The sequence below is a fragment of the Luteibacter sahnii genome (assembly GCF_034063545.1).
Taxonomy (GTDB): domain Bacteria; phylum Pseudomonadota; class Gammaproteobacteria; order Xanthomonadales; family Rhodanobacteraceae; genus Luteibacter; species Luteibacter sahnii.
On record NZ_JAQLOK010000002.1, the window covers coordinates 590,724 to 612,791 of the forward strand.

18 protein-coding genes and 1 pseudogene are annotated in these 22,068 nt (G+C 68.4%); 5 read left to right on the forward strand and 14 right to left on the reverse strand.

Annotation, left to right across the window (positions count from 1 at the left end):
- Window positions 1-6: 6 nt before the first annotated feature.
- From prpC to PI246_RS08010, 4 genes are all read right to left on the reverse strand, one after another.
- Window positions 7-1,161 (reverse strand): bifunctional 2-methylcitrate synthase/citrate synthase, encoded by a 1,155-nt coding sequence (gene prpC, locus PI246_RS07995; RefSeq protein ID WP_320550756.1) that lies wholly within the window; start codon window positions 1,159-1,161, stop codon window positions 7-9.
- Between the two features lie 13 nt (window positions 1,162-1,174).
- Window positions 1,175-2,062: a methylisocitrate lyase gene (gene prpB / locus PI246_RS08000; protein WP_320550757.1), complete on the reverse strand. Its 888-nt coding sequence runs from the start codon at window positions 2,060-2,062 to the stop codon at window positions 1,175-1,177.
- Window positions 2,063-2,148: 86 nt separating this feature from the next.
- Window positions 2,149-4,053: a propionate--CoA ligase gene (gene prpE / locus PI246_RS08005; protein ID WP_320550758.1), complete on the reverse strand. Its 1,905-nt coding sequence runs from the start codon at window positions 4,051-4,053 to the stop codon at window positions 2,149-2,151.
- A 135-nt stretch (window positions 4,054-4,188) separates the two neighbouring features.
- Window positions 4,189-5,805, reverse strand: a complete 1,617-nt coding sequence (locus PI246_RS08010; protein ID WP_320550759.1) for an alpha/beta hydrolase — start codon at window positions 5,803-5,805, stop codon at window positions 4,189-4,191.
- A gap of 128 nt (window positions 5,806-5,933) precedes the next feature.
- Between PI246_RS08010 and PI246_RS08015 the strand changes: the two genes are divergently transcribed.
- Window positions 5,934-6,881, forward strand: a complete 948-nt coding sequence (locus PI246_RS08015) for a diacylglycerol/lipid kinase family protein (protein ID WP_320550760.1) — start codon at window positions 5,934-5,936, stop codon at window positions 6,879-6,881.
- Window positions 6,878-7,669 (forward strand): metallophosphoesterase family protein, encoded by a 792-nt coding sequence (locus PI246_RS08020; RefSeq protein WP_320550761.1) that lies wholly within the window; start codon window positions 6,878-6,880, stop codon window positions 7,667-7,669. The genes PI246_RS08015 and PI246_RS08020 overlap by 4 nt, the downstream gene beginning before the upstream one ends.
- Here PI246_RS08020 and PI246_RS08025 read toward each other — a convergent pair.
- Entirely contained in the window at window positions 7,660-8,466 is an 807-nt protein-coding gene (locus PI246_RS08025) for an SDR family oxidoreductase (protein WP_320550762.1), read from the reverse strand. The genes PI246_RS08020 and PI246_RS08025 overlap by 10 nt on opposite strands.
- Before the next feature lie 125 nt (window positions 8,467-8,591).
- On the opposite strand from PI246_RS08025, the gene PI246_RS08030 reads away from it, so the two are divergent.
- Window positions 8,592-9,623: an oxidoreductase gene (locus tag PI246_RS08030; protein WP_320550763.1), complete on the forward strand. Its 1,032-nt coding sequence runs from the start codon at window positions 8,592-8,594 to the stop codon at window positions 9,621-9,623.
- Here the strand turns inward: PI246_RS08030 and PI246_RS08035 are convergent, their stop codons facing one another.
- The 3 genes and pseudogenes from PI246_RS08035 to PI246_RS08045 all read right to left on the reverse strand — a co-directional run bounded on the left by PI246_RS08035 (window position 9,624) and on the right by PI246_RS08045 (window position 12,028).
- Window positions 9,624-10,475, reverse strand: a complete 852-nt coding sequence (locus PI246_RS08035) for a sulfurtransferase (RefSeq protein ID WP_320550764.1) — start codon at window positions 10,473-10,475, stop codon at window positions 9,624-9,626.
- Window positions 10,469-11,265 (reverse strand): annotated as a pseudogene (locus tag PI246_RS08040) (CoA pyrophosphatase). The gene PI246_RS08035 and the pseudogene PI246_RS08040 overlap by 7 nt, the downstream one beginning before the upstream one ends.
- A 40-nt stretch (window positions 11,266-11,305) precedes the next feature.
- Complete coding sequence (locus PI246_RS08045; protein ID WP_320550765.1) at window positions 11,306-12,028, reverse strand: FKBP-type peptidyl-prolyl cis-trans isomerase; 723 nt, start codon at window positions 12,026-12,028, stop codon at window positions 11,306-11,308.
- Between the two features lie 145 nt (window positions 12,029-12,173).
- Here PI246_RS08045 and PI246_RS08050 point away from each other — a divergent pair, with 145 nt between their 5' ends.
- Entirely contained in the window at window positions 12,174-12,956 is a 783-nt protein-coding gene (locus PI246_RS08050; protein WP_320550766.1) for an enoyl-CoA hydratase/isomerase family protein, read from the forward strand.
- Window positions 12,957-13,093: 137 nt separating this feature from the next.
- Here the strand turns inward: PI246_RS08050 and PI246_RS08055 are convergent, their stop codons facing one another.
- The 5 genes from PI246_RS08055 to PI246_RS08075 form a co-directional block, all read right to left on the reverse strand.
- Entirely contained in the window at window positions 13,094-13,930 is an 837-nt protein-coding gene (locus PI246_RS08055) for a DUF1684 domain-containing protein (protein ID WP_320550767.1), read from the reverse strand.
- Window positions 13,931-13,950: 20 nt separating this feature from the next.
- A complete protein-coding gene (gene mutL, locus PI246_RS08060; protein WP_320550768.1) occupies window positions 13,951-15,780 on the reverse strand; it encodes a DNA mismatch repair endonuclease MutL in 1,830 nt (609 codons plus the stop codon).
- Between the two features lie 85 nt (window positions 15,781-15,865).
- Window positions 15,866-17,455 carry an N-acetylmuramoyl-L-alanine amidase gene (locus PI246_RS08065; protein WP_320550769.1) on the reverse strand — a complete coding sequence of 530 codons (1,590 nt, stop codon included), beginning with the start codon at window positions 17,453-17,455 and terminating at the stop codon, window positions 15,866-15,868.
- Window positions 17,456-17,596: 141 nt separating this feature from the next.
- Entirely contained in the window at window positions 17,597-18,043 is a 447-nt protein-coding gene (gene tsaE, locus PI246_RS08070; RefSeq protein WP_320550770.1) for a tRNA (adenosine(37)-N6)-threonylcarbamoyltransferase complex ATPase subunit type 1 TsaE, read from the reverse strand.
- Window positions 18,044-18,046: 3 nt separating this feature from the next.
- Window positions 18,047-19,516, reverse strand: a complete 1,470-nt coding sequence (locus tag PI246_RS08075) for an NAD(P)H-hydrate dehydratase (protein WP_320550771.1) — start codon at window positions 19,514-19,516, stop codon at window positions 18,047-18,049.
- Window positions 19,517-19,551: 35 nt separating this feature from the next.
- Here PI246_RS08075 and queG point away from each other — a divergent pair, with 35 nt between their 5' ends.
- Window positions 19,552-20,613, forward strand: a complete 1,062-nt coding sequence (gene queG, locus PI246_RS08080) for a tRNA epoxyqueuosine(34) reductase QueG (protein ID WP_320550772.1) — start codon at window positions 19,552-19,554, stop codon at window positions 20,611-20,613.
- A gap of 68 nt (window positions 20,614-20,681) precedes the next feature.
- Here queG and PI246_RS08085 read toward each other — a convergent pair whose 3' ends face one another.
- Window positions 20,682-22,052, reverse strand: coding sequence for a class II 3-deoxy-7-phosphoheptulonate synthase (locus PI246_RS08085; RefSeq protein ID WP_320550773.1), 1,371 nt, complete (start codon window positions 22,050-22,052; stop codon window positions 20,682-20,684).
- Between the last annotated feature and the right edge of the window lie 16 nt (window positions 22,053-22,068).

A 22,068-nucleotide genomic window follows, 5' to 3' on the forward strand; every position in this document is an offset into this window, starting at 1 on the left:
CGCGCCTCAGCGCTTCTCGATCGGCGTGTAGGTCTGGTCTTCCGGACCGGTGTAGTTCGCGCTCGGGCGAATGATCTTGCCGTCCTGGCGCTGCTCGATCACGTGGGCGCTCCAGCCGGACGTGCGGGCGATGACGAACAGCGGCGTGAACATGGCCGTGGGCACGCCCATCATGTGGTACGCCGACGCGGAGTACCAGTCGAGGTTCGGGAACATCTTCTTGAGTTCCCACATCAGTTTCTCGATTTTCTCCGACACCTCGAACAGGCGTGGGTTGCCGCCCTCGGTGCAGAGCTTGCGCGCGATTTCCTTGATGATCTCGTTGCGCGGGTCGGATACGGTGTACACCGGGTGACCGAAGCCGATGATGATTTCCTTGCGTTCGACGCGCGCGCGGATGTCGGCTTCCGCCTCGGCCGCGTCGCGGTAGCGCGCGATGATCTCCATCGCCACTTCGTTGGCGCCGCCGTGCTTCGGGCCGCGCAGCGCACCGATGGCGCCGGTGATGCACGAGTACATGTCCGAGCCGGTACCGGCGATGACGCGCGCGGTGAAGGTGCTGGCGTTGAATTCATGCTCGGCGTAGAGCACCAGCGAACGGTCGAGCGCATGCGAGTGCAGCTCGCTCGGCTTCTTGCCGTGGAGCAGGTGGAGGAAATGCCCGGCGATGGATTCGTCGTCGGTCTCCGTTTCCACGCGCTTGCCGTTATGGCTGAAGTGATACCAGTACAGCAGCATCGAACCGAAGCTCGCCATCAGGCGATCGGCGATATCGCGCGCGCCGGTGGGGTTGTGGTCTTCCTTCTCGGGCAGCACGGTGCCCAGCATCGACGCGCCGGTGCGCAGCACGTCCATCGGGTGCGTGGCGGCGGGCAGCAGTTCGAGGGCGCCCTTCACCGGCGCGGGCAGGCCGCGCAGGCGCTTGAGCTTCGCGCGGTAGGCGTTGAGCTCCATCCAGTTGGGCAGCACGCCGTGGACGAGCAGGTAGGCGACTTCTTCGAAGGAGCCCTTGGCGGCGAGGTCGTGGATGTCGTAGCCGCGGTAATGCAGGTCGTTGCCGCTGCGGCCGACCGTGCACAGCGCGGTGTTGCCCGCGGCGACGCCGGAGAGCGCGACCGACTTCTTCGCCTTCGGCATGGTCTGGGTGGTGGTGTCGCTCATTGCGTGACTCTCCTTAACCCTTCTTCGAGAAAAGAGCGTCGAGACGACGCTCGTAGTCGTGGTAGCCGATCCGGTCGTAAAGTTCTTCGCGCGTCTGCATCGTGTCGATGACGTTGCGCTGGTGACCGTCGCGGCGAATGGCGGTGTAGACGTTTTCCGCCGCCTTGTTCATGGCGCGGAACGCGGACAGCGGGTAGAGCACGATGCCCACGCCCGCGCCACCCAGTTCTTCGGTGCTGAACAGCGGGGTCTGGCCGAATTCGGTGATGTTGGCAAGCACGGGCACGGTCAGCGCGTCGGTGAAGCGCTTGTAGGTGGGCAGATCGTAGGCGGCTTCGGCGAAGATCGCGTCGGCACCGGCCTCGACGCAGGCGATGGCGCGCTCGATCGCGGCATCCACGCCGTCGACGGCGATGGCATCGGTGCGCGCGATGAGGAAGAAGTCCGGATCGGTCTTCGCGTCGGCGGCGGCCTTGACGCGATCGGCCATCTCGCCGGCCGTGACGATTTCCTTGCCTGGGCGGTGACCGCAGCGTTTGGCGCCGACCTGGTCTTCGATGTGGCACGCGGCCGCGCCGAACTTGATCAGGCTCTTCACGGTGCGGGCGATGTTGAACGCACTGGGACCGAAACCGGTGTCGATGTCGACCATCAGCGGCAGGTCGCACACGTCGGTGATGCGGCGCACGTCGGTGAGCACGTCGTCGAGCGTGTTGATGCCCAGGTCGGGCAGGCCCAGCGAACCGGCGGCGACGCCGCCGCCGGAGAGATAGATGGCACGAAACCCCGCGCGCTTGGCCAGCAGGGCGTGGTTGGCGTTGATGGCGCCGATCACTTGCAACGGCGTCTCCGCCGCCAGGGCGGCGCGGAAGCGGCCGCCGGCCGAGGGTTGCTGTGCCATGGAACTCTCCGCGTAAAGGGAGGCATTTTAGCGCGGGGAGATGTTCAAGCCTTGTTGCGGTGCGGCTAAACCGTACCACCCCCGGCTCACGCGCGAAGACTGCCGCCTTGCGGGCCTCGCCGGATCGCCCGCTTGACGTCTTCCAGCGCGTTGGGATCGTCGAGGGTCGAGAGATCGCCCGGATCGGCGCCCTGCATCAGGGCCTGCAGCGAGCGGCGCAACAGCTTGCCCGAACGCGTCTTGGGCAGGCTCGACACGACGTACACGCAACCGGGCCGCGCGACGCCGCCGAGCAGCTCGACCACCCGTCGCTCCATGGCCCGCGCGACGTCCCCCGGATCGTCGGTGACGCCCTGCTTCAGGGTGGCGAACACCGCCGGTACCTGTCCTTTGAGTTCGTCCGCCACGCCCACCACCGCCACCTCGGCCACGGCACCGAGCGTCGCGACCGATTCCTCGATCTCACGCGTGCCCAGGCGATGGCCCGCGACGTTGATCACGTCGTCGGTTCGGCCCAGGATGAAGGTATAGCCGTCGGCGTCGCGCACCGCCCAGTCGAGCGAGCTGTAGAGCACCTCGCGGAAGTGGCCGAAGTAGCTGCGCACGTAACGCTCGTCGTCGCGCCAGAGGGTGGTCAGGCAGCCCGGTGGCAGCGGCGGCTCGATCACCAGCACACCCTTCTCGCCGGGCGCCTTGTCCTGCCCGGTCGCGTCGTCGATCACCCGCATGCGATAGCCGAACGTGGGAAATCCGGGTGAACCGGGTTTCACCGGCTTCAGGTCGAGCCCGGGCATCAGCGACAGCGCCGGCCAGCCGGTCTCGGTCTGCCAGTAATTGTCGATCACCGTCTTGCCGGTGCCCTGGGCGAGCCAGTCGTAGGTGGGCTGGTCGAGCGGTTCACCGGCGAGGAATATCCAGCGCAGGGTCGACAGCGCATGCCGGGTCAGCCAGGCCGGATCCTGCTTCTTGAGGATGCGTATCGCGGTCGGCGACGAGAACATCGTGCGCACGCCGTAGGTGTCGCACAACCGCCACCAGATGCCCGGGTCGGGGTGGGTCGGCAGGCCCTCGTAGAGGATCGCCGTGCAACCGCCGATCAGCGGACCGTAGACGTTGTACGAATGCCCCACGGCCCAGCCCACGTCAGACGTGCACAGGATCGCCTGCCCGGGGCGCAGGTCGAAGATCGCGGTCATGGAAAGGGCCAGGGCCACCGCGTAGCCGCCCACGTCACGCTGCACGCCCTTGGGCCGGCCGGTGGTGCCGGAGGTATAAAGCAGGTAGCTGGGTTCGTTCGATTCGAGCCACGCCACCGGCACGGTGGTGCCGAGGTGTCGCTCACGCTGAGTCGCGTAGTCGACGTCGCGACCGTCGACGAGGGGCATGCCCGGGTCGAGGCCACGATCGACGACCAGCACGTGCGGCGGCGGCGAGCGGCTTTCACGAAGCGCGGCATCCACCAGCGGTTTGTAGGGGATGACCTTGCCACCGCGCATGCCCGCATCCGCGCAGATGAGCAACCTCGGCTCGGCGTCGTCGATGCGCAGCGCGAGATTGTGGGCGGCGAACCCGCCGAACACCACGGAATGGATGGCGCCGATGCGCGCGCAGGCCAGCATCGCGAACACGGCTTCGGCGATGTTGGGCAGGTAGACGACCACGCGGTCGCCGCGACCGACACCGAGTTCGGTCATCGTCGCCGCGAAGGCGTTCACCTCCCGATGTAGCTCGCGGTAGGTGATCTCGCGGGTGACGCCCGTCTCGGTGGACACCGCGACGATAGCGAGCTGCTCGCCGCGCGTGGCGAGGTGGCGATCGATGGCGTTGTGGCAGAGGTTCGTCTCGCCCCCGACGAACCACTGCCGGAACGGCGGGTTCGACGCATCGAGAATCCGCGTCGGCGGCACGTGCCACTCGATCAGCGCCGCCTGTTCGCCCCAGAACGCTTCAGGGTCATCGACCGACCGGCGCCAGGTTTCCTCGTAGCCCATGGAGCACCTCCTCAAGGATACGCAGAGGGTAGGGCACCCGCAGGCCAGGGTGCCTTGCCACTTTGGTCGAACGGCGCGCCCGCCGGTCGGGCGCGTGCAACGATCATGCGACCTCCTGGCCAGTGCTCGCTGGCCCTAGCGCGAGGGGGCCGGCGCGTCGGGGCGGGCAACCTTATACATCTCCCACGCAATCGTCTTCAGCAGCGCCTGGCGATCGTCGCCCTCGGCGTAGAGGTCGAAATGCGTGCGACCCGGAATGAACCGGATATCGCTCTTCGCGTGCAGCCCGTCCAGCGTGTCCTTGAGCAGCCTGGCCGGGCCGTCGAGGTAGAAGGTATCGGCCGTGCCGACGATCAGGTGGATCTTGCCGTCGAGATCGGGTTTCAGCGCCGGCCATTGCGTGCGCAGGCGCTGGGCGATGTCGAAATGGTCGCGCCAGTAGGCCACGACCTCCGGATCCACCGCACCCGTGTCGCGGTTGAACATCGGCTGCGGACGGCCGTCCTTGCCGCGCGGCGAGAACACCCATTCGAACGACGCGAGCTGGCCGCCGTAAGGGCCGATCACGCGCTCGAGCTTCGCGAAGGTCTCGAAGGTGGCGATGACCTTGCCCTTGTCGCGCACCAGCGGGTTCGGGCTGCCATCCGGCTTGCGATAGGCGTTCGCGCGGGGAGCATACAGATCGATACCCGTGAAGTCGTGGAAGTCGCTCGGATCGGGCGAGGTCGACCACGTGCCGCCGAACACCTTCGGATAGCGGGTCTGCAGCCAGAGCGTCGCCCAGCCGCCGGACGAGTGACCGGTGAGGAAGCGTCCGCCCACACGGGCGTCCATGCGATAGCGGCCTTCGAGCCACGGGATGTATTCGGTCGTCAGCGCCTGCCCCCACGGCCCGTTGTTCACCGAGTCGGCGAACTCGTGCGTGCCGGTCGGGCCCGATTCGTCCAGCAGCACCCAGATCATCGGGGGCATCTGCCCGGCCTTCATCGCCGACCAGACCGCGGCGATGGTGCCCGCGTAGCGGTCGAAACCGCCGGAGAAACCGTGCGTGAGATAGACCGTGGGATAACGCGTGGTGGCCTTCGCGTCGTAACCCGGCGGGGTGATCACCCACGCGCGGATCGACAAGGGCCGACCGGCGAAGGCCGTGAGCGCGGGGCTCTGCATGACCTCCGCATGGGTATGCTCACGCGCCTGCGGAAGCGCATCGCGCAAGGGCTGCGGCACGACCGGCGGCAGCGTCCAGGGATCGCGCGCGGGCACCGGCTGGTCCAGCGTGAGGGTGGGCATCGTGCCGCCCGGGGCGAGCTTTACCGGCACGACGCCACTCAGCAGATCACCCTCGTGGCGGCCGAAATAATTGTAGTCGTGGCCGACGTCGAGCACCGCCTGCATCAGGTAGTCGCCGGCGGGCAACGTGGAGAAGCCGGCGGGAAAGGTCTCGCCGTCCGCATCGATGTCCACCGATTGGCCCGGCTCGATCCAGCTGACGTCGCGGGCCGCGACGGATACCGCCTGCGGTTCGAACGGGTTGGTGTCGACCGCACCGACCTTGCCGTCCTTCGCCGCCTTGCGTGCCGCATCGGCCTGCGTGATGAACAGCAGGAGGCGACCGGAGGTGGGCTTGGCCGACGCCCCCAGTGACACTCGCACGATGCGATGCGCCAGCGGCGCGTCGTCGGCTTGGACGAAACAGGGCGTGGCGAGCCACGCAAGCGCGATGGCGATGCTGACGGATCGAGCGTGCTTCATGTCTTCCCCCTCCCGGCCGCGATCGCGGCGATGGTGCGATCCTGCCATGGACAGGGCGCGCGCGGATGTGCCGGTATTCATGCCGTCGCGACGCGCGCGATGGTCTGCTTCCCCGACGGAGGACACGCATGACCCACGACCTGCCCCTGGCTATCGTCATGAACGCGGGCTCGGGCCGCCGCGACGCGGACGAAGCCCGCGAGACCATCAGCGCCCTGCTCGATGCCGCGGGACGCGCGCACCGGTTCTTTCCCATCGGACCGGACGACACCCCGGTCGACGTGGTGCGCGAAGCGGTCACCTATGCCAGACAGGTTGGCGGGGCGCTGGTGGCCGCTGGCGGCGATGGCACGATCAACCTCGTCGCCGGCGCCGCCTGGCGCGAAGAGCTGCCGTTGGGCGTGCTTCCGCAGGGCACGTTCAATTTCTTTGGGCGCACGCATGGCATCTCCGCGGACACACGCGAGGCGACCGAGTCGTTGCTCCGCGGCACGCCCCGGCACGTGCAGGCGGGCCTGGTCAACGACCGGCTGTTTCTCGTCAACGCCAGCCTCGGGCTCTACCCGCAGGTGCTGGAGGATCGCGAGGCGTGGAAACAGCGGCTCGGGCGGCACCGACTCGTCGCGCTGTGGTCGGGCCTGTCCACCCTGCTTCGCGGCTATCGCTCGCTGCGCATCGAGATCAGCGGTGGCTCGCAGGTGCGCCGTCTGCGCACGCCGACCCTGTTCGTGGGCAACAACGCGTTGCAGCTGGAGAAGATCGGCCTGCCCGAAGCCGCCGACGTCCATCGCAATGACGGGACGCTCGCCGGCCTCGTGTTGCGTCCGATCGGCCGCCTCACCATGCTCGGCATCGTCCTGCGCGGCGCGCTGGGCCGGCTTTCCGACGCGGACAACGTGGTGAGCTTTCCGTTCCGGGAGATTACCGTGCGACCGAAGCACTCGCGCCGGCGCATGAAGGTCGCGGTGGACGGTGAGATCTTCTGGCAGGATCCTCCGATCGTGTTTCGCGTCGCGCCCCGTCCGCTCGTGCTGATTTCCGACGGCGAGCGCCAGCCCGGGGAGGATCCGGGTTGAGTGTCGTCGTCCAGATCTCCGACCCGCATTTCGGCACCGAACGTGCCGACGTCGTGGCGGCGCTGCACGAGGCGATCGCAAGGGTCCGTCCCGATCTCGTCATCTTGTCCGGCGACGTCACCCAGCGCGCGCGACGAGGCCAGTTCGACGCGGCCCGCCGCTTCATCGACGGATGCGAGCGACCGACGCTGGTCGTACCGGGCAACCACGACGTGCCCCTGTTCAACCTGTTCGCGCGGGCGACGAACCCGTTCGGCGGCTTCCGTCGCGTGTTTGGCCACGACCTTGAACCCATCCACGACGTGGGCGACCTGCTGGCGATCGGCGTCAACACCGTGCGTGCGCGTCGGCACAAGAACGGCGAAGTGTCCCCATCGCAGATCGCGCGCGTGTCGGCGCGCCTCCGCCAGGCGCGCGACACCCAGTTGCGCATCGTGGTGACGCACCAGCCCGTGCACGTGATCCGCGAGAAGGATCATGCGAACCTGCTGATCCACCACGAGGCCGCCGTCGACGCGTGGCACGCCGCCGGCGCGGACCTGATCCTCGGCGGCCATATCCACCTGCCGTACGTACGCGAGGTGCGCGACGGCACATGGTCGGTGCAGGCAGGCACGGCGCTCTCCACGCGCATCCGCGACGGCATCGGCAACTCGTTCCATGTGATCCGCCACCAGGCGCGGCGTGTCGAGGTGGAGCAATGGGACTACGCGGAAGGCGCCCGGGCCTTCGCCGCGACCGCGCATACCGTGGTGCCGTTACGGCGCGATGCGGCACGTCATTCGTAATGCATCCGCCGCGCGACGCCGCCGTCGACGGTGATGTTCTCGCCGGTGATGAAACCGGCCTGCGACGAGAGCAGGAATACGGCCAGGGCGCCGATGTCGGGCGGGTAGCCCACGCGTCCGACCGGGTGCTGCGCGTGGTCGGCGGCCGATAGCTTCGGCTTGCGACGACGGGAGGGCTTCTGCCACGCGTCGACCACCACCCAGCCCGGATTGATCGCGTTGACCCGCACCGGGCCCGCGCTCACCGCCAACGCGTGGGTGAAGGCAACGATGCCGCCTTTGCTCGCCGCATAGGCTTCGGTATCCGGCTCGGACTGATGGGCACGCGACGAGGCGATGTTCACGATGGCGCCGCCGGTCTTCTTCAATTCCGGCAGCGCGTGCTTCGAACACAGGAACACGCCGCCGAGATTGGTGTCGATGCGACGCTTCCACTCCGCCCAGCTGAGCTTTTCCAGGGGGCCGTTGACCGGCCCCGCGATACCGGCGTTGTTCACGAGGCCATCGATCCGTCCGAGCCGATGGCGGGCGGTATCGACGAAGCGCTTCACGCTGGCTTCCCTGGAGACGTCAAGCACGAGGAAGGTCGCGCGCTCGCCCACGTTCCATTCGTCCAGGCACGCCCTGCCCGCTTCCGCGTCGAGATCGCCGATGGCGACACTGCCACCGGCCGCCAGCACGGCCTCCGCGATACCTTTGCCGATGCCTTGCGCGCCTCCGGTGATGAGCACGACCTTGCCGGGCCATTCGCTGGCGGCGGGGGCGGGAACGGGCGAGGCGTGCTTGGGAGCGACCATGGTCATGTCCTTCGGTGGGCGTCCTCCCGATCGTCCCCGTCCCGTCGTGCAGGCGGCGTCATCTCGGGGACAGGACGGGCCGCGTCGCGTTAGGCTGGATAATCCCACCCCACCGTGGAGCCACCATGCAACCGATTCCCACGGGCCTCATCGGCTACGGCACGGCCGGTGCCTTCTTCCATGCGCCGCTCATCGCCGCGGCCGAGGGCCTTCGCCTGGCCGCCATCGGCAGCCGGCGCCGCGACGACATCCGCCGCGACTTTCCCGAAGCGCGCGCCTATGACGATCCGCGCGACCTGATCGCTGACCCCGCGATCGAACTGGTAGTCATCGCGACGCCGAACGACAGCCACGCGTCGCTCGCCCACGCCGCGCTGGAGGCCGGCAAGCACGTGGTGGTCGACAAGCCGTTCACGCTCGACGCCGCCAGCGCCGATGCCTTGATCGACCTCGCCCGACGACGCGGGCGAACGCTCTCGGTGTTCCAGAACCGTCGATGGGACAACGATTTCCTTACCGTGCGTCGCCTGGTGGACGACGGGCGGCTCGGCGAGGTGGCGTATTACGAGGCCCATTTCGACCGTTTCCGTCCCGAGATCAAGCCTGGCTGGCGCGAAAGCGAGACGCCCGGTGCCGGCCTGCTCTACGACCTCGGCGCGCACCTGATCGACCAGGCGCTGGTGCTGTTCGGCATGCCGTTGGCCGTCACCGCCGACGTGACGCGCCAGCGCGCGGTCGCTCGCGCCGATGACTACATGCATCTAGTGCTCGATTACGGACGCCGCCGCGCGGTGCTGCACGCCGCCATGCTCGTGCGCGATCCCGGCCCCCGCTACCTGGTGCACGGCGACGGCGGCAGCTTCGTGAAATACGGCATCGACGGACAGGAAGCCGCGTTGCGCGAGGGACGTCGTCCGGGCGGGAGAGGCTGGGGCGAGGACGACCCGGCACGCTTCGGTCGCTTCACCGATATCGACGGCAGCGTAAGCATCATCGACACGCTGCCGGGCCGCTACACGGCGTATTACGGCGGCGTGGCGGCGGCGATCCGCGACGACGCGCCGGTGCCGGTCGATCCGCGCGAGGCGCGTGACGTGATCCGGGTCATCGAGGCCGCACAGGTGTCCGCGCGCGAACGACGCACGGTGGCGCTCTGATCAGCCCGTGGCCACGGGCCGCGCACGGTCGCTGACCCATCCCGACCACGAGGGCGCGTAAAGGCGCGAACCGCACAGTCCGGCATATTCCATGGCGAGCAGGTTGTGGGTGGCGGTAACGCCGGAACCGCACATGTGCACGACGGTGTCCGCCGGCTGCGTACCGAGCAGCGCCGTAAAGTCGCGGCGCAGCGCTTCAGGCGAGCGAAAGAAGCCGTCCTTGAGGTTGTCGCTGAACGGACGGTTGCGCGCGCCGGGCACGTGCCCGGCGACGGGATCGAGCGGCTCGACCTCGCCGCGATAGCGCTCGGGGGCGCGGGCGTCGAGCAACACGATGCGATGTGCGCCCACCTCCTGCAGGAGAATGTCGGTGGTCACGGTGCCATCCGTGTCGAAACACGCGCGTACGGCAGTCGGCGTCCGCAACGGCACCTCGTCGCTCACCGGTAACCCCGCCGCGCTCCACGCGGCCCAGCCACCGTCCAGCACGGCGACGTTATCAAGGCCGGCCAATCGCGCCAGCCACCAGAAGCGGGCGGCCGCCAAGGCACCGCCCGCCGCGTCGTAAGCGATCACCTGGAGATCGGGCCGGAATCCGATTCGCGACAGGAAAGCCTCGAACGCCGCGCGCTGGGGCAAGGGATGGCGCCCGCGTCCGTTCGGCGGCGTCAGCATGTCGGACAGATCGCGATCCAGATCCGCGCGCACCGCGCCGGGGAGATGGGACAGCGCGTAGTCGCGATCCCCCTTGCCCGCATCGGCCAGGTCGAAACGGCAGTCGACGAACAGCACGTCGGCCGGACGGAGGTTGGCGGCGGATGCCGCGTCGATAACCGTGTGCGATATCAGCATGACGAACCCATCCGCTTGATCAGGTTTAGGAGAATCGCCGCGGTAACGCCCCAGATGCGGTACCCCGCGTGCAGGAACTCGACCATGTCGCGACGATGGCCACGGAAATCCATGGTGTAGCGGCGCAGGTTCGCCGGGTCGAGGAAGAACGCGAACGGCACCTCGAACACTTCGGCCACCTCGCCCGGATCGGGCTTGAGCGACGCGTCGGCCGCCACGCGAGCAACGACGGGCGTCACCGTGAAGCCGCTGATCGTCTCGAACGCGTCGAGGTAACCCAATGGCGTCACGTGATCGGCCGCCAGGCCGATCTCTTCGTGGCTTTCGCGCAGGGCCGTGGCCACCGCGTCGCGATCGTCGGGCTCCACGCGCCCGCCCGGAAACGCCACTTGTCCTGCGTGCTGCTGGAGGGTGTCGGTGCGCAGGGTGAGCAGTACGTTCTGCTGGCGATCGTCGCGGATGCCGATGAGCACCGCCGCGCGACGCCGGGGGCCGTCGCCGATCAGCTGGGCCATGTCGGCGTGGTTCCAGCCCCTGGGGCCCGGTGGGGCCTCCAGCGGGAGCAAGGCACCGTGCAGCCGGGCGAGCAGCTCATCCATCAGCCGGCCTGCCGGTGGGGCAGCAACTCGTCCATGATCCACCGCTTCTGCCGGTCGTCGAGCGTGGACCAACGGGCGATTTCGTCGAGCGTGCGAAGGCACCCTTCGCACAGACCGCGCGCGTTGATGCGGCATACGCCGATGCAGGGAGTCAGGGGACGCTGGGAGGAGACGGTGACCATGCCACCCATCATTCTAGCGCGCCGGCGGCGGGGCCGCTGCCGGCCGGTCTCACGGACGAACGTCGACCAGCTCGATATCGAACACCAAAGCCTCGTTCGGCCCGATACGCGGCAGTTCGCCTCGCTCGCCGTAGGCCAGCGCCGGCGGGATCACCACCTTCCACTTGTCGCCCACGCGCATGCGCGGGATGACATCCTGCCAGCCGGGGATGACCCGGTTGACGGTGAACGTCACGGGCTTGCCGTGGGCGTAGGAGCTGTCGAATTCCGTGCCGTCGATGAGCGCACCGCGATAATTCACCACGACCGTGCTGGTGAGCTGGGCCTGGGCGCCGTTGCCCTTGCTGATCACCGCGTACTGGATGCCCGACGGCAGCGTGACGACGCCGGGACGCTTGCGGTTGCTGGCGAGGAAGTCGGCGCTGCGCTTCGCGTTGGCCGCGGCCACGCGGCGGAATTCCACCATGGAGTCGCGCTGCACCTTCGCGTCGAAGTTCACCAGCTGCTGCTGCATGACCTCGATGGGCACGCCGGGAGGCCGCTTGGCGTAGCCATCCTGCAGGGCCTTCACAAGCACGGCGATATCGACATCGGGCTGGGCGCTGTTGGCGAACTGGGTGCCGATCTGGTAACCGATGGCGTAGGACAGCTTGGACTTGTCGATGACCGGCGCGCCGGACGATGGTGCGCCGGGTGCCGACTGCGCATGCGCGGCCCCGCCGCCCAGGACGAGCGACGCAAGGGCGATGGCGAGGTAACGCGAGCGTGACATCCCGTTCTCCGTGGATCCGGACGTTCTGGCGAGGCTGAGGATAGTCCATCGGCCGCTCGTCCGCCCAATGGCTCTCAGACGCCGACAAGGGGTAAAGGTTCCCCTGATACCATCACGGACCTTATCCCACGCCAGGACGCACACCATGGCCTTCCGCAACGTCACCACGTCCGATCGCGGCGCCGTCCGCACCCTCACCGTCAACCGCCCGGACAAGCTCAACGCGCTCAACCGCGAAACCATCGGTGAACTGACCCTGGCCTTCCGCCAGGCGGCGCAGGACGACGCGGTGCGCGTGGTGGTGCTGGCCGGCGCGGGCGACAAGGCGTTCGTGGCCGGCGCCGACATCTCTGAGATGACCGCCTGGTCGCCGACCCGGGCGCAGGCCGCCTCGCGCGCCGGCCAGGAGCTCATGCTCACCATCGAACGCCTGGGCAAGCCGGTGCTGGCGAAGATCCAGGGCTATGCGCTCGGTGGCGGCATGGAGCTGGCGATGGCCTGTCACCTGCGCGTCGCGAGCGACAGGGCCAAGTTCGGCCAGCCGGAGATCGGCCTGGGCCTGATCCCCGGTTTCGGCGGCACCCAGCGCCTGACCCGGCTGGCTGGCCGTGGGGCGGCGCTGGAGCTGTGCCTGCTCGGCCATCAGATCGACGCCGCCCGCGCGGAGCGCCTTGGCGTGGTGACCCGCGTGGTGCCCGCCGACGAACTCGATGCCACGGTCGACGGGATGGCCGATCAACTCGCCGCGGCCGCGCCCCTGGCGCTGAAGGGTATCCTCGACGCCGTGATCGAGGGCGCCGAATGCGCGATCGACCAGGGCCTCGCCTTCGAGACGCAGGGCTTCGCCATCGCGTTTTCCACCGACGACATGCGCGAGGGCACCGGCGCGTTCCTTGAGCGGCGCAAGCCGAGCTTCAAGGGCAGCTGACGCGTTTCCAGTCGCGGCCGCGCCGGCTCTGCCACGGAGGGGGGAGCCGATCGCATCGGCGATGCCGGCGCCAGCCGGCATCGCACGCCACGCCCACCGGCACGAGGGTCGCGCCGCCCTACCGCGCTACACCGGCATCAATGGGCCGCCGCGCGGTAGGTCAGTTCTCCCGCCTCCACACGCACGTCGAGCCGGTTCTCCGGCGGTGCCAGCTGACAGGTGGCATACGGCGTGAACGCGCACGGCGGATTCCGCGCTTCGTTGAAATCGAGCACGAGCTGGCCGTTCTCCGGCAACCCGGTGTCGAGGAAACGCCCCGCCCCGTAGGTCTCTTTTCCGCCGGTGAGATCGCCGAAGACGAAGAACAGCGCATCGGGCGTCTCGTGGTACGGATACAGCTCGTACGTACGCCCTTCGCGGGTAAACACCGCCTTGCCGGGTGCGCGCTCGGTGTCGATGGTGCCGATCACCGTGCCCAGTTGGAGGGCGTACGGCGGATCGAGCGGCACCCACTCGGCAACGACGCGCCATGACGGATCGACCGGAAAATAGCGCAACCCCTCGAAGCCGACGCGTGTCGGCGCCTCGGCATCCTTGACGCGGATCGCCTTGCGCCCGTCGCGCACGATCACGAACAACTGCGCGGTGCCGAAGCGAACCTCGCTGGGCCGATGCCCGGGCGCGTCGTCGGACAGCGACGCCCGGGGCACGCGTTGCCCATCGACCTGTGCGTCGACACCCGGGGCGAACGCGATCGACGTCGCGCCGTCCGGGGTAAGCGTGATCGTACCCAGGTGATCGGGGCCGGTCTGCAGCACGATGTCGTTGTCCGGGGCCCGGCCGACGCGGTTGTCGCCTTCGCCCAACCAGTCGAAGCCGACCAGGCTCAGCCAGCCGCCAGGCGCGGTGAGCAGGTCGAGGCGGTGGGCACGGGCCTTCGCCACGGCGGCGGCATAATCGATGTTTACGCTCATGCGGATGCTCTGAAGTAGGGTCAGCGACCGCGCAGGAAGAGTTTGTCCAGTTCGCCCAGCGACAACTGCACCCAGGTCGGTCGACCGTGGTTGCATTGCCCGGAACGTTCGGTGGCTTCCATCTCGCGCAGCAGCGCGTTCATTTCCGGAAGGCCCAGTCGACGCCCCGCGCGCACGGAGCCGTGGCAGGCCATCGTCGACAGCAGCTCGTTTTCGAGTTCTTCCAGCCGCCGCGAACTGCCGTGCTGGGCCAGTTCGCCCAAGACGTCGCGGGTGAGCTGCGCCACGTCGGCCCCTTCCAGCAGCGACGGAATGCGACGCACCACCACGCCGGACGGACCGCTGCGCGACAACTCAAGTCCCCAGTCGGCCAGCGCGTCGGCGTGCTCTTCGGCCGCGGCGGCTTCCTTGGCGCTCACCGCGATACTCAGTGGCACGAGCAGCATCTGCGAACGCAGGTTGGCCGTGACCCGACCGTTCTTGAGTTTCTCGTAGGTAATGCGCTCATGCGCGGCATGCATGTCGACCAGCACGAGGCCGTGTTCGTTTTCCGCCAGCACGTAGATCTGCTTCAACTGGGCGATGGCATAGCCCAGGGGCGGCACTGCGTCCGCGCCATCGTCCGTGTTCAGCGGCATCGGCAACGCCCGCGGCGCGATGGACGCGCTGCCGAACAGGGTCGCGTAGCCGGCCAGCGGCTCGTCGCGCACGCCCAGGCTCAACCGCGGCTGGCTCGCCGATGACGGCCACGCGGGCACGGCAACCGTCGACGGCGCGCCAGGTGCCGTCAGGTCGCCGAACGAGGGCGTCATCGGCGGCGGCATCTCGCCACTGTTCGCTACCGCGATGCCCGCACGCGTCTGCGCGAGCGCCTCGTGCAACGTGCGGAACAGGAAATCGTGGATGAGGCGCTGCTCACGGAAGCGCACCTCGCTCTTGGCCGGATGCACGTTCACGTCGACGCCGGCCGGATCGATCTGGAGAAACAGCACGAAGACCGGATGGCGGCCATGGAAGAGCACGTCCGAGTACGCCTGACGCACCGCGTGGGCCACCACGCGATCGCGCACGAGGCGACCGTTGACGTAGAAGTACTGCTGGTCGGCCTGGGCGCGTGACGCGGTCGGCAGCCCGACCCAGCCGGACAAGCGTAGCCCGGCGGCCTCGTGTTCCACGCGCAGCGATTGCCCCGGGAAGTCAGGCCCCAGCACCTCGGCCACGCGGGCCAGCGCGGCGTTCTCGTCGCGGGCGGGTTTGAGCAGCCGCACGGGCTTGCCGTTATGGGTCAACCGGATGTCGATGCCCTCGCGGGCCAGCGCCAGCGACTTCAGCAGATCGTCGATGTGAGCGAACTCGGTGCGTTCCGCGCGGAGAAACTTGCGGCGTGCCGGCACGTTGTAGAACAGGTCGCGCACTTCGATGGTGGTGCCGCGTGGATGCTGGGCAGGACGCGTCTCCTGGAGACGTCCGCCGTCGACCTCGATGCGCCAGGCGGCCTCGTCGTCGCCATGGCGGGAGGTGAGCGCGAAGCGCGCCACGGACGACACCGACGCCAGCGCCTCGCCGCGGAAGCCCATGCTTGCCACGCGCTCGAGGTCGTCGAAGCTGCCGATCTTGCTGGTGGCGTGCGACGCCACGGCCAGCGGCAGTTCGTCGCGCGGGATACCGCCACCGTCGTCGCGCACACGGATCAGCCGCGTACCACCCTGCTCGATGTCCACTTCGATCCGGCGGGCACCGGCATCGATGCTGTTCTCGACGAGCTCCTTCACCACCGAGGCGGGACGCTCGATCACCTCACCGGCGGCGATCTGGTTGATCAGCTCGGGCGGAAGGACGCGAATGGGCATGACGGCGGGACCTGACAGACGTTCAGGTCGAAAGGATAGCCCATGCGGCCCGTGGGCCGCTTCCCGACGCTATCGGACGCCGGGTTCAGCTCGACGGGATGACCATGACGGCGCCGATGCGGACGTTGTTGTCCGTCATCTTGTTGGCCATCTTCAACGCGCCCACCGAGACGCCGTATTGCTGGGCGATGCCCGTGAGCGTCTCGCCCCGGCTCACCCGGTGGAGGTCGCGGACATCCGCGTCGGCACGTCCCTTGCGCGCCGGCGCGCCGGCTTTCGCCACCGTATCGGCGCGGGCGACCGTCTTCTTCGTCGCCGCCTTCACCGCATCGGAAGCGACGGCGCCGGCATCCGCGGCCACCGGTGCCGCGGGCGCGGACGCCGTGACGCTCGCCACGGCCGTGCCGTTACGGCGAGCGGCCTGCGCCGCGAACCAGGTGCCCGGCGGCGGCATGGATTCGAAGTAATTGCGCACGCCACCCAGGACCGCGATCGCCAGCTCACGGCGATGCTCAGGGTTACGCAGGCGGGTTTCTTCGCTGGGGTTGGTGATGAAAGCGGTTTCGACCAGGATCGACGGCACGTCGGGCGAACGCAGCACCACGAAGTTGGCGCGCTCGACATATCCGCGATGGGTCGGCCCCAGGCGTCCCAGCGCCTTGAGAACGTTGCCGGCGATCGATTCGCTGGCCTGCATGGCGTAGCCCTGCTGCAGGTCGAGGAGCACCGCCGCCAGCGAATCGTCCTTGTCGTCGAGCGAGACGCCGCCCACGAGGTCGGCGCGGTTCTCGCGGTCGGCCAGCCAGCGCGCGGCTTCGGAGGTCTTGCCGCGCGGGGACAACACCCACACCGACGAGCCCTTCGCGTCACTGTTCTTGAACGCATCGGCGTGGATCGAAACGAACATGTCCGCGTTGTGTTCGCGGGCGATCTCGTAGCGGCGTTTCAGCGGAATGAAGTAGTCACCCGTACGGGTGAGGAACGCCTGCATGCCCGGCTGCGCGTTGATCTGGTCGGCCAATTCGCGCGCCACCTGGAGGGTGACGTCCTTCTCGCGCAGTCCGGTGGCGCCACGCGCACCGGGATCTTCACCGCCGTGGCCGGCGTCGATTGCCACGATCACCTTGCGCTCGCCGGTCAGTGCCGGCGGCAAAGGCTTGCCGCGGGACGATGTCTTCCCACGCGACCGCGTGACGGGCTCGGGCGCCGGATCGGGTGCCGCGGCGACGGTCGGCGTCTCGTCATGGGGCGCGTTGTCGCCGGGGTCGCTCTGGCCGCCGGGGTACAGATCGAGCACGAGGCGGTAACCGTAATCGCCTGCCGGCTTCAGCAGGAAACTCTTCGGCTTGGCGCTGGCGTCGACGCGGGCGGTCAGGCGCGCGGCGTTGCCCTCCTTGCCCGCGGACAGCGACTTGAACAGCCCCTGCGCCCCGGGCGCGGCGAAATCACCGGCCACGGCGCTTCCCGCGATGTCGAGCACCACCGTGCCGGGCACGTCGCCCTGGGACAGTTTGTAGGTGGCCGGGCCGGACAGATCGAACACCACACGGGTGTACTCCGGGCCCGCCCAGACGCGTGCCGCCTTCACGTCCGCCGCCCTGACGGGGGCAGGCGCCCACGTCGCGACGGCGGTCACGCAAGCGAGAAGGCCGAGTTTGCTAGTGATTCCCCTCATACGGGCCGATTGAACTGTATGCGTCAGCGGATTGCAAGATTTTTTCCCTTGATAATCCACGACCTGCATACACTTCGTCAACGTTCGTACAGGAATGTACGCCAAACGACGACAGACGACCCCACGCCAGGGGTTCGCCGGCTAGAGCGCGGCGAGTACCCGGTGCCCCAACGGCGAACGGGCGTCAAGCCGCACGCCCCGTGACAGGGCGTCGTGCCGGAAGTAGATGTCCAGATCCACCGGCGGCAACGCACCCTGTCCACGCTCGGGCCATTCCACCAGCACCACCGCCCCCGGTTCGGCAAGGCTATCCAATCCCAGCCATTCCAGTTCGCCGGGATCGGCGATGCGGTAGAGATCAAGGTGAAATGCCCGGCGCGTGCCGATCTCGTAGCCCTCGACGAGGCTGTAGGTGGGGCTCTTCACCCGCTCCCCCACGCCCAGCGCCTGCAGAAACGCGCGTGCGAAGGTGGTCTTGCCGGCACCGAGATCACCGTGCAGGTAGATGACAAGGCCACCTGGCACCACGGCAGCGAGTCGTCGGCCGAAGTCGATCGTCTCCGCTTCACCCGTAAGGATCCTCTCCATCGTTCAGTCCTCCCGACCGTTGAGCAGGCGACGCAGCGGTTCGAGCAGGTCGCCCGCGAGCAGGCCCCGCTCCCCCGCTCTCGCGGCGACGTCGGCCGCCCGGGCATGAAGTCCCACGCCAAGGCACGCGGCCTCCGTGGCATCGCAGCCTTGGGCGAGCAGACCCGCGATGATGCCAGTGAGCGTATCGCCCATGCCGCCGCTGGCCATGCCCGGGTTACCCCACGGGCAGACGAAAACCGCACCCTGGGGCGTCGCGACGAGGCTGCCGTTGCCCTTGAGGACCACCGTGGCACGGAAGCGGCGAGCCAGTTCGCGCGCGGCGGCGAAGCGATCGTCCTGCACGTCGGCCGTTGATCGATCGAGCAGGCGACCGGCTTCCCCCGGATGCGGCGTGATCACGAGCCGCCCGGGGAGATCGCGGGGTTCCGCATGCAACAGGTTGAGTCCATCGGCGTCGAGCACCGTCGGCAGGTTGGCGTCGAGCGCGGTCGTCCACAGCGCATGCCCCCACGCGGCCTGCCCCAGTCCCGGTCCGAGAGCCAGCACCGAGGCCTTGTCGAGCAGGGGCGCGAGGGTCTGCGGCCCGTCGACACCCCGTGCCATGAGCTCGGGCCGCGCGGCGTTCATCGCCAGCACGTTTTCCTCGCGCGTCGCGACGCTGACCAGGCCGGCCCCCGTGCGCGCCGCCGCTTCCGCCGCCATACGCGCGGCGCCGCCGGTCCCGTGGTCGCCGCCGATCACCAGCACATGGCCGTTGGTGCCCTTGTGGGCGTCGCGCGGGCGCGGCGGGAGTGTCGCCGGCTGCAGCAGGTGGGCGTCGGGCGTCCCTCGCAGCGACGCGGGAACGCCCAGGTCGAACAGCTCGATCGCACCGGCGCGCTCGCCCTGGTGGGTATGCAACCCCCGCTTGTGGACGATGAAACACGCCGTCGCCTCCGCGCGCACCGCGACGCCAGGGCAGGCGCCCGTGTCGGCGGACACGCCCGAGGGGACGTCGAGGGCGAGAATCGGCGCGCCTTCGGTGCCCATGGCCTCGATGGCGGCCTTCGCCACGCCTTCGGGGGCGCGGTTGAGCCCGGTGCCATAGATCGCGTCGACGATCACGTCGGCGGGCTCCGTCGGCGGCCCCCACGGATGGACCACGCCGCCGGCTTTTTCGAAGTCGCGGCGGGCGCGTTCGGCATCGCTGCCCGGGCGAGGCTCACCGAGCGCGAAAAGCACTACCTCGCATCCCGACGCCCGCGCATCCCGCGCCACGAGGTAACCGTCGCCGCCGTTGTTGCCCGTGCCGCACACCACGCGCAGGCGGCGCGCCGCCGGCCAACGGCGTCGCAGCATGGCGAACGCCGATGCGGCAGCGCGGTTCATCAACTCGTAACCGGGCATGCCGGCCTCGTCCGTGGCGCGACGGTCGATGGCCCTGGCCTGGTCGGACGTGAAGAGAGCGATGTCGATCGAAGGGGCAGTCATCGGCCGATTATAGAAGTCACCGGTAAAATGGACGCATGCCCGCCTCCGCCGACATCGACTACGCCGCCCTCGCCCACGACATCAAGCGCTGGGCGCTCGAACTGGGCTTTGCCGACGCCGGCATCGCGGGCACCGACCTGGGGCATGACGAAGCCTATCTGGAACGGTGGCTGGCTGACGGTCACCATGGCGAGATGGATTACATGGCGCGCCACGGCACGCGGCGCAGCCGCCCGGCTGAACTCGAGCCCGGCACCCTGCGCGTGGTATCGGTGCGCATGGATTACATCCCACCCGGCACCGCCAATGCCTGGGACGTGATCCACGACGGCGACAAAGCCTACATCGCTCGCTATGCGCTCGGCCGCGATTACCACAAGGTGATGCGTCATCGGCTGCAGAAGCTTGCTATGAAGATCACCGAGCGCATCGGCGATTTCGCCTACCGGGCCTATGTCGACTCGGCGCCCGTGCTGGAGAAGGCGCTGGCTCGCAACGCGGGGCTCGGATGGATCGGCAAGCATACGGTGGTGATCAACAAGCGCGCCGGATCGTATTTTTTCCTCGGCGAGCTGTACACCGACCTGCCCTTACCCGTCGACGAACCCGCCTCGGCCCATTGCGGCAGCTGTAGACGCTGTATCGACATCTGCCCGACCCAGGCGATCGTGGCTCCCTATCGGCTCGACGCACGCAAATGCATTTCGTATCTCACCATCGAACTGCGCGGCAGTATTCCCGAACCGCTGCGCGCGCCGATGGGCAACCGGGTGTTCGGCTGCGATGACTGTCAGTTGATCTGCCCGTGGAACAAATTCGCGCAGGATGCCACCGAGCCCGACTTCGCGCCGCGGCACAGCCTCGATGGCCCTAAGCTCGTGGAGCTGTTTGGCTGGAGCGAAGCGGAATTCCTCGCCCGCACCGAAGGCATGGCTATCCGGCGGACCGGCTACGAGGGGTGGCTGCGCAACCTCGCCGTGGGCCTGGGTAACGCCCCGACCTCGGGCGACGTCGTCGACGCGCTGCGCGCCCGTGCGGATCACCCGTCGGCACTGGTACGTGAACACGTGGCCTGGGCGTTGGCGCGCCACGCGTAGCACGCCGCCGACACCGTTGACCGTCGCGTGGCGATCAACGGTGCCGGCCAGGCCTGTGAGGGATAACGTCAGCGCATGCCCGCGGACTTTCGCGTGATCAACATGGCCAGCTCAAGCGACTGCTCGTAGTTCAGGCGAGGGTCGACCATCGATTTGTAGGCGCGGTCGAGGTCCTGTTCCACGAGGCCTCGCGCGCCACCGAGGCACTCGGTGACGTTCTCGCCCGTAAGCTCGAGGTGGACGCCACCGAGTCGGGTGCCGACGGCCGCATGGATATCGAACGCCTGATCGAGTTCGCCCGCGACGTTGGTGAAGCGGCGTGTCTTGTAACCGTTGCTGGTGCTTTCGGTGTTGCCGTGCATCGGATCGGCCACCCAGAGAACGCGGCGGCCTTCACGCTTGACGGCCTCGAGCAGCGGGCGCAGGCGCGTGGCGATCTTGTCGTTGCCCATGCGGTGGATCAACGTGAGACGCCCGGGTTCTTCGTCCGGATTCAGCACGTCGATCAGGCGGATCAGGTCGTCGGGCTCGACGGTGGGACCGACCTTCACGGCGATCGGATTCCGGATGCCACGGAAGTACTCCGTATGCGCGCCATCGAGCGCGGCCGTCCGCATGCCGATCCACGGGAAATGCGTGGACAGGTTGAACCAGCCGTCCTGGCGCGGCACCTGGCGGGTGAGCGCTTCTTCGTAGTGCAGCAACAGGGCTTCGTGAGAGGTGTAGAAGTCGACGCGCGAGTAGGAAATCGACTCGCCACCCAGGGTTTCCATGAAGCGCAAGGAGTCGCCGATGCTCGCGACCATGCGCTTGTATTCCGCCGCCAGGGGCGAGTGATCCACCCAGGCCAGGTCCCAGTACTCGGGATGATGCAGGTCCGCGAAGCCACCGTCGATCAGCGCACGGACGAAGTTCATCGTCATCGCCGAACGCGCATGGGCCTTGATCAGGCGGCTGGGATCCGCGCGACGGGCCGCGGGCGTGAATTCGGGACTGTTGACCAGGTCGCCGCGAAACGCCGGCAGGGTAACGCCGTCGCGCGTCTCGGTGTCGGCCGAGCGCGGCTTGGCGTACTGGCCGGCGAAGCGGCCCACGCGCAACACGGGCTTCTTCAGCCCGTGGACGAGCACGAGGCTCATCTGCAACAGCACCTTGAGACGATTGGAGATGATCGGGCTGGTGCAGTCGGCGAAGCTCTCGGCGCAATCGCCGCCCTGCAAGACGAATCGCTCACCCAGCTGAGCCTCGGCGATGGCCTGCTTGAGCTTCAGGATTTCCCACGACGTGACCAGCGGCGGCAACGCGCCGAGCTGCGCCAGGGCACTGTCGAGTTCACCGGCATCCTCGTACGTCGGCTGCTGCAGCGCGGTCCTCGATCGCCAGGTATCCGGCGTCCAGTCGGAGGACGGGGATGCCACGGTTTTGAGGTTGTGCTTCATGACGGCGGTGCCTGCG

Bases quoted from the DNA above. Each gene is read 5' to 3' on its own strand.
- prpC (WP_320550756.1), bottom strand. From the start codon at position 1,161: ATGAGCGACACCACCACCCAGACCATGCCGAAGGCGAAGAAGTCGGTC.
- prpB (WP_320550757.1), bottom strand. From the start codon at position 2,062: ATGGCACAGCAACCCTCGGCCGGCGGCCGCTTCCGCGCCGCCCTGGCG.
- prpE (WP_320550758.1), bottom strand. From the start codon at position 4,053: ATGGGCTACGAGGAAACCTGGCGCCGGTCGGTCGATGACCCTGAAGCG.
- PI246_RS08010 (WP_320550759.1), bottom strand. From the start codon at position 5,805: ATGAAGCACGCTCGATCCGTCAGCATCGCCATCGCGCTTGCGTGGCTC.
- PI246_RS08015 (WP_320550760.1), top strand. From the start codon at position 5,934: ATGACCCACGACCTGCCCCTGGCTATCGTCATGAACGCGGGCTCGGGC.
- PI246_RS08025 (WP_320550762.1), bottom strand. From the start codon at position 8,466: ATGGTCGCTCCCAAGCACGCCTCGCCCGTTCCCGCCCCCGCCGCCAGC.
- PI246_RS08030 (WP_320550763.1), top strand. From the start codon at position 8,592: ATGCAACCGATTCCCACGGGCCTCATCGGCTACGGCACGGCCGGTGCC.
- PI246_RS08035 (WP_320550764.1), bottom strand. From the start codon at position 10,475: ATGCTGATATCGCACACGGTTATCGACGCGGCATCCGCCGCCAACCTC.
- PI246_RS08045 (WP_320550765.1), bottom strand. From the start codon at position 12,028: ATGTCACGCTCGCGTTACCTCGCCATCGCCCTTGCGTCGCTCGTCCTG.
- PI246_RS08050 (WP_320550766.1), top strand. From the start codon at position 12,174: ATGGCCTTCCGCAACGTCACCACGTCCGATCGCGGCGCCGTCCGCACC.
- PI246_RS08055 (WP_320550767.1), bottom strand. From the start codon at position 13,930: ATGAGCGTAAACATCGATTATGCCGCCGCCGTGGCGAAGGCCCGTGCC.
- mutL (WP_320550768.1), bottom strand. From the start codon at position 15,780: ATGCCCATTCGCGTCCTTCCGCCCGAGCTGATCAACCAGATCGCCGCC.
- PI246_RS08065 (WP_320550769.1), bottom strand. From the start codon at position 17,455: ATGAGGGGAATCACTAGCAAACTCGGCCTTCTCGCTTGCGTGACCGCC.
- tsaE (WP_320550770.1), bottom strand. From the start codon at position 18,043: ATGGAGAGGATCCTTACGGGTGAAGCGGAGACGATCGACTTCGGCCGA.
- PI246_RS08075 (WP_320550771.1), bottom strand. From the start codon at position 19,516: ATGACTGCCCCTTCGATCGACATCGCTCTCTTCACGTCCGACCAGGCC.
- queG (WP_320550772.1), top strand. From the start codon at position 19,552: ATGCCCGCCTCCGCCGACATCGACTACGCCGCCCTCGCCCACGACATC.
- PI246_RS08085 (WP_320550773.1), bottom strand. From the start codon at position 22,052: ATGAAGCACAACCTCAAAACCGTGGCATCCCCGTCCTCCGACTGGACG.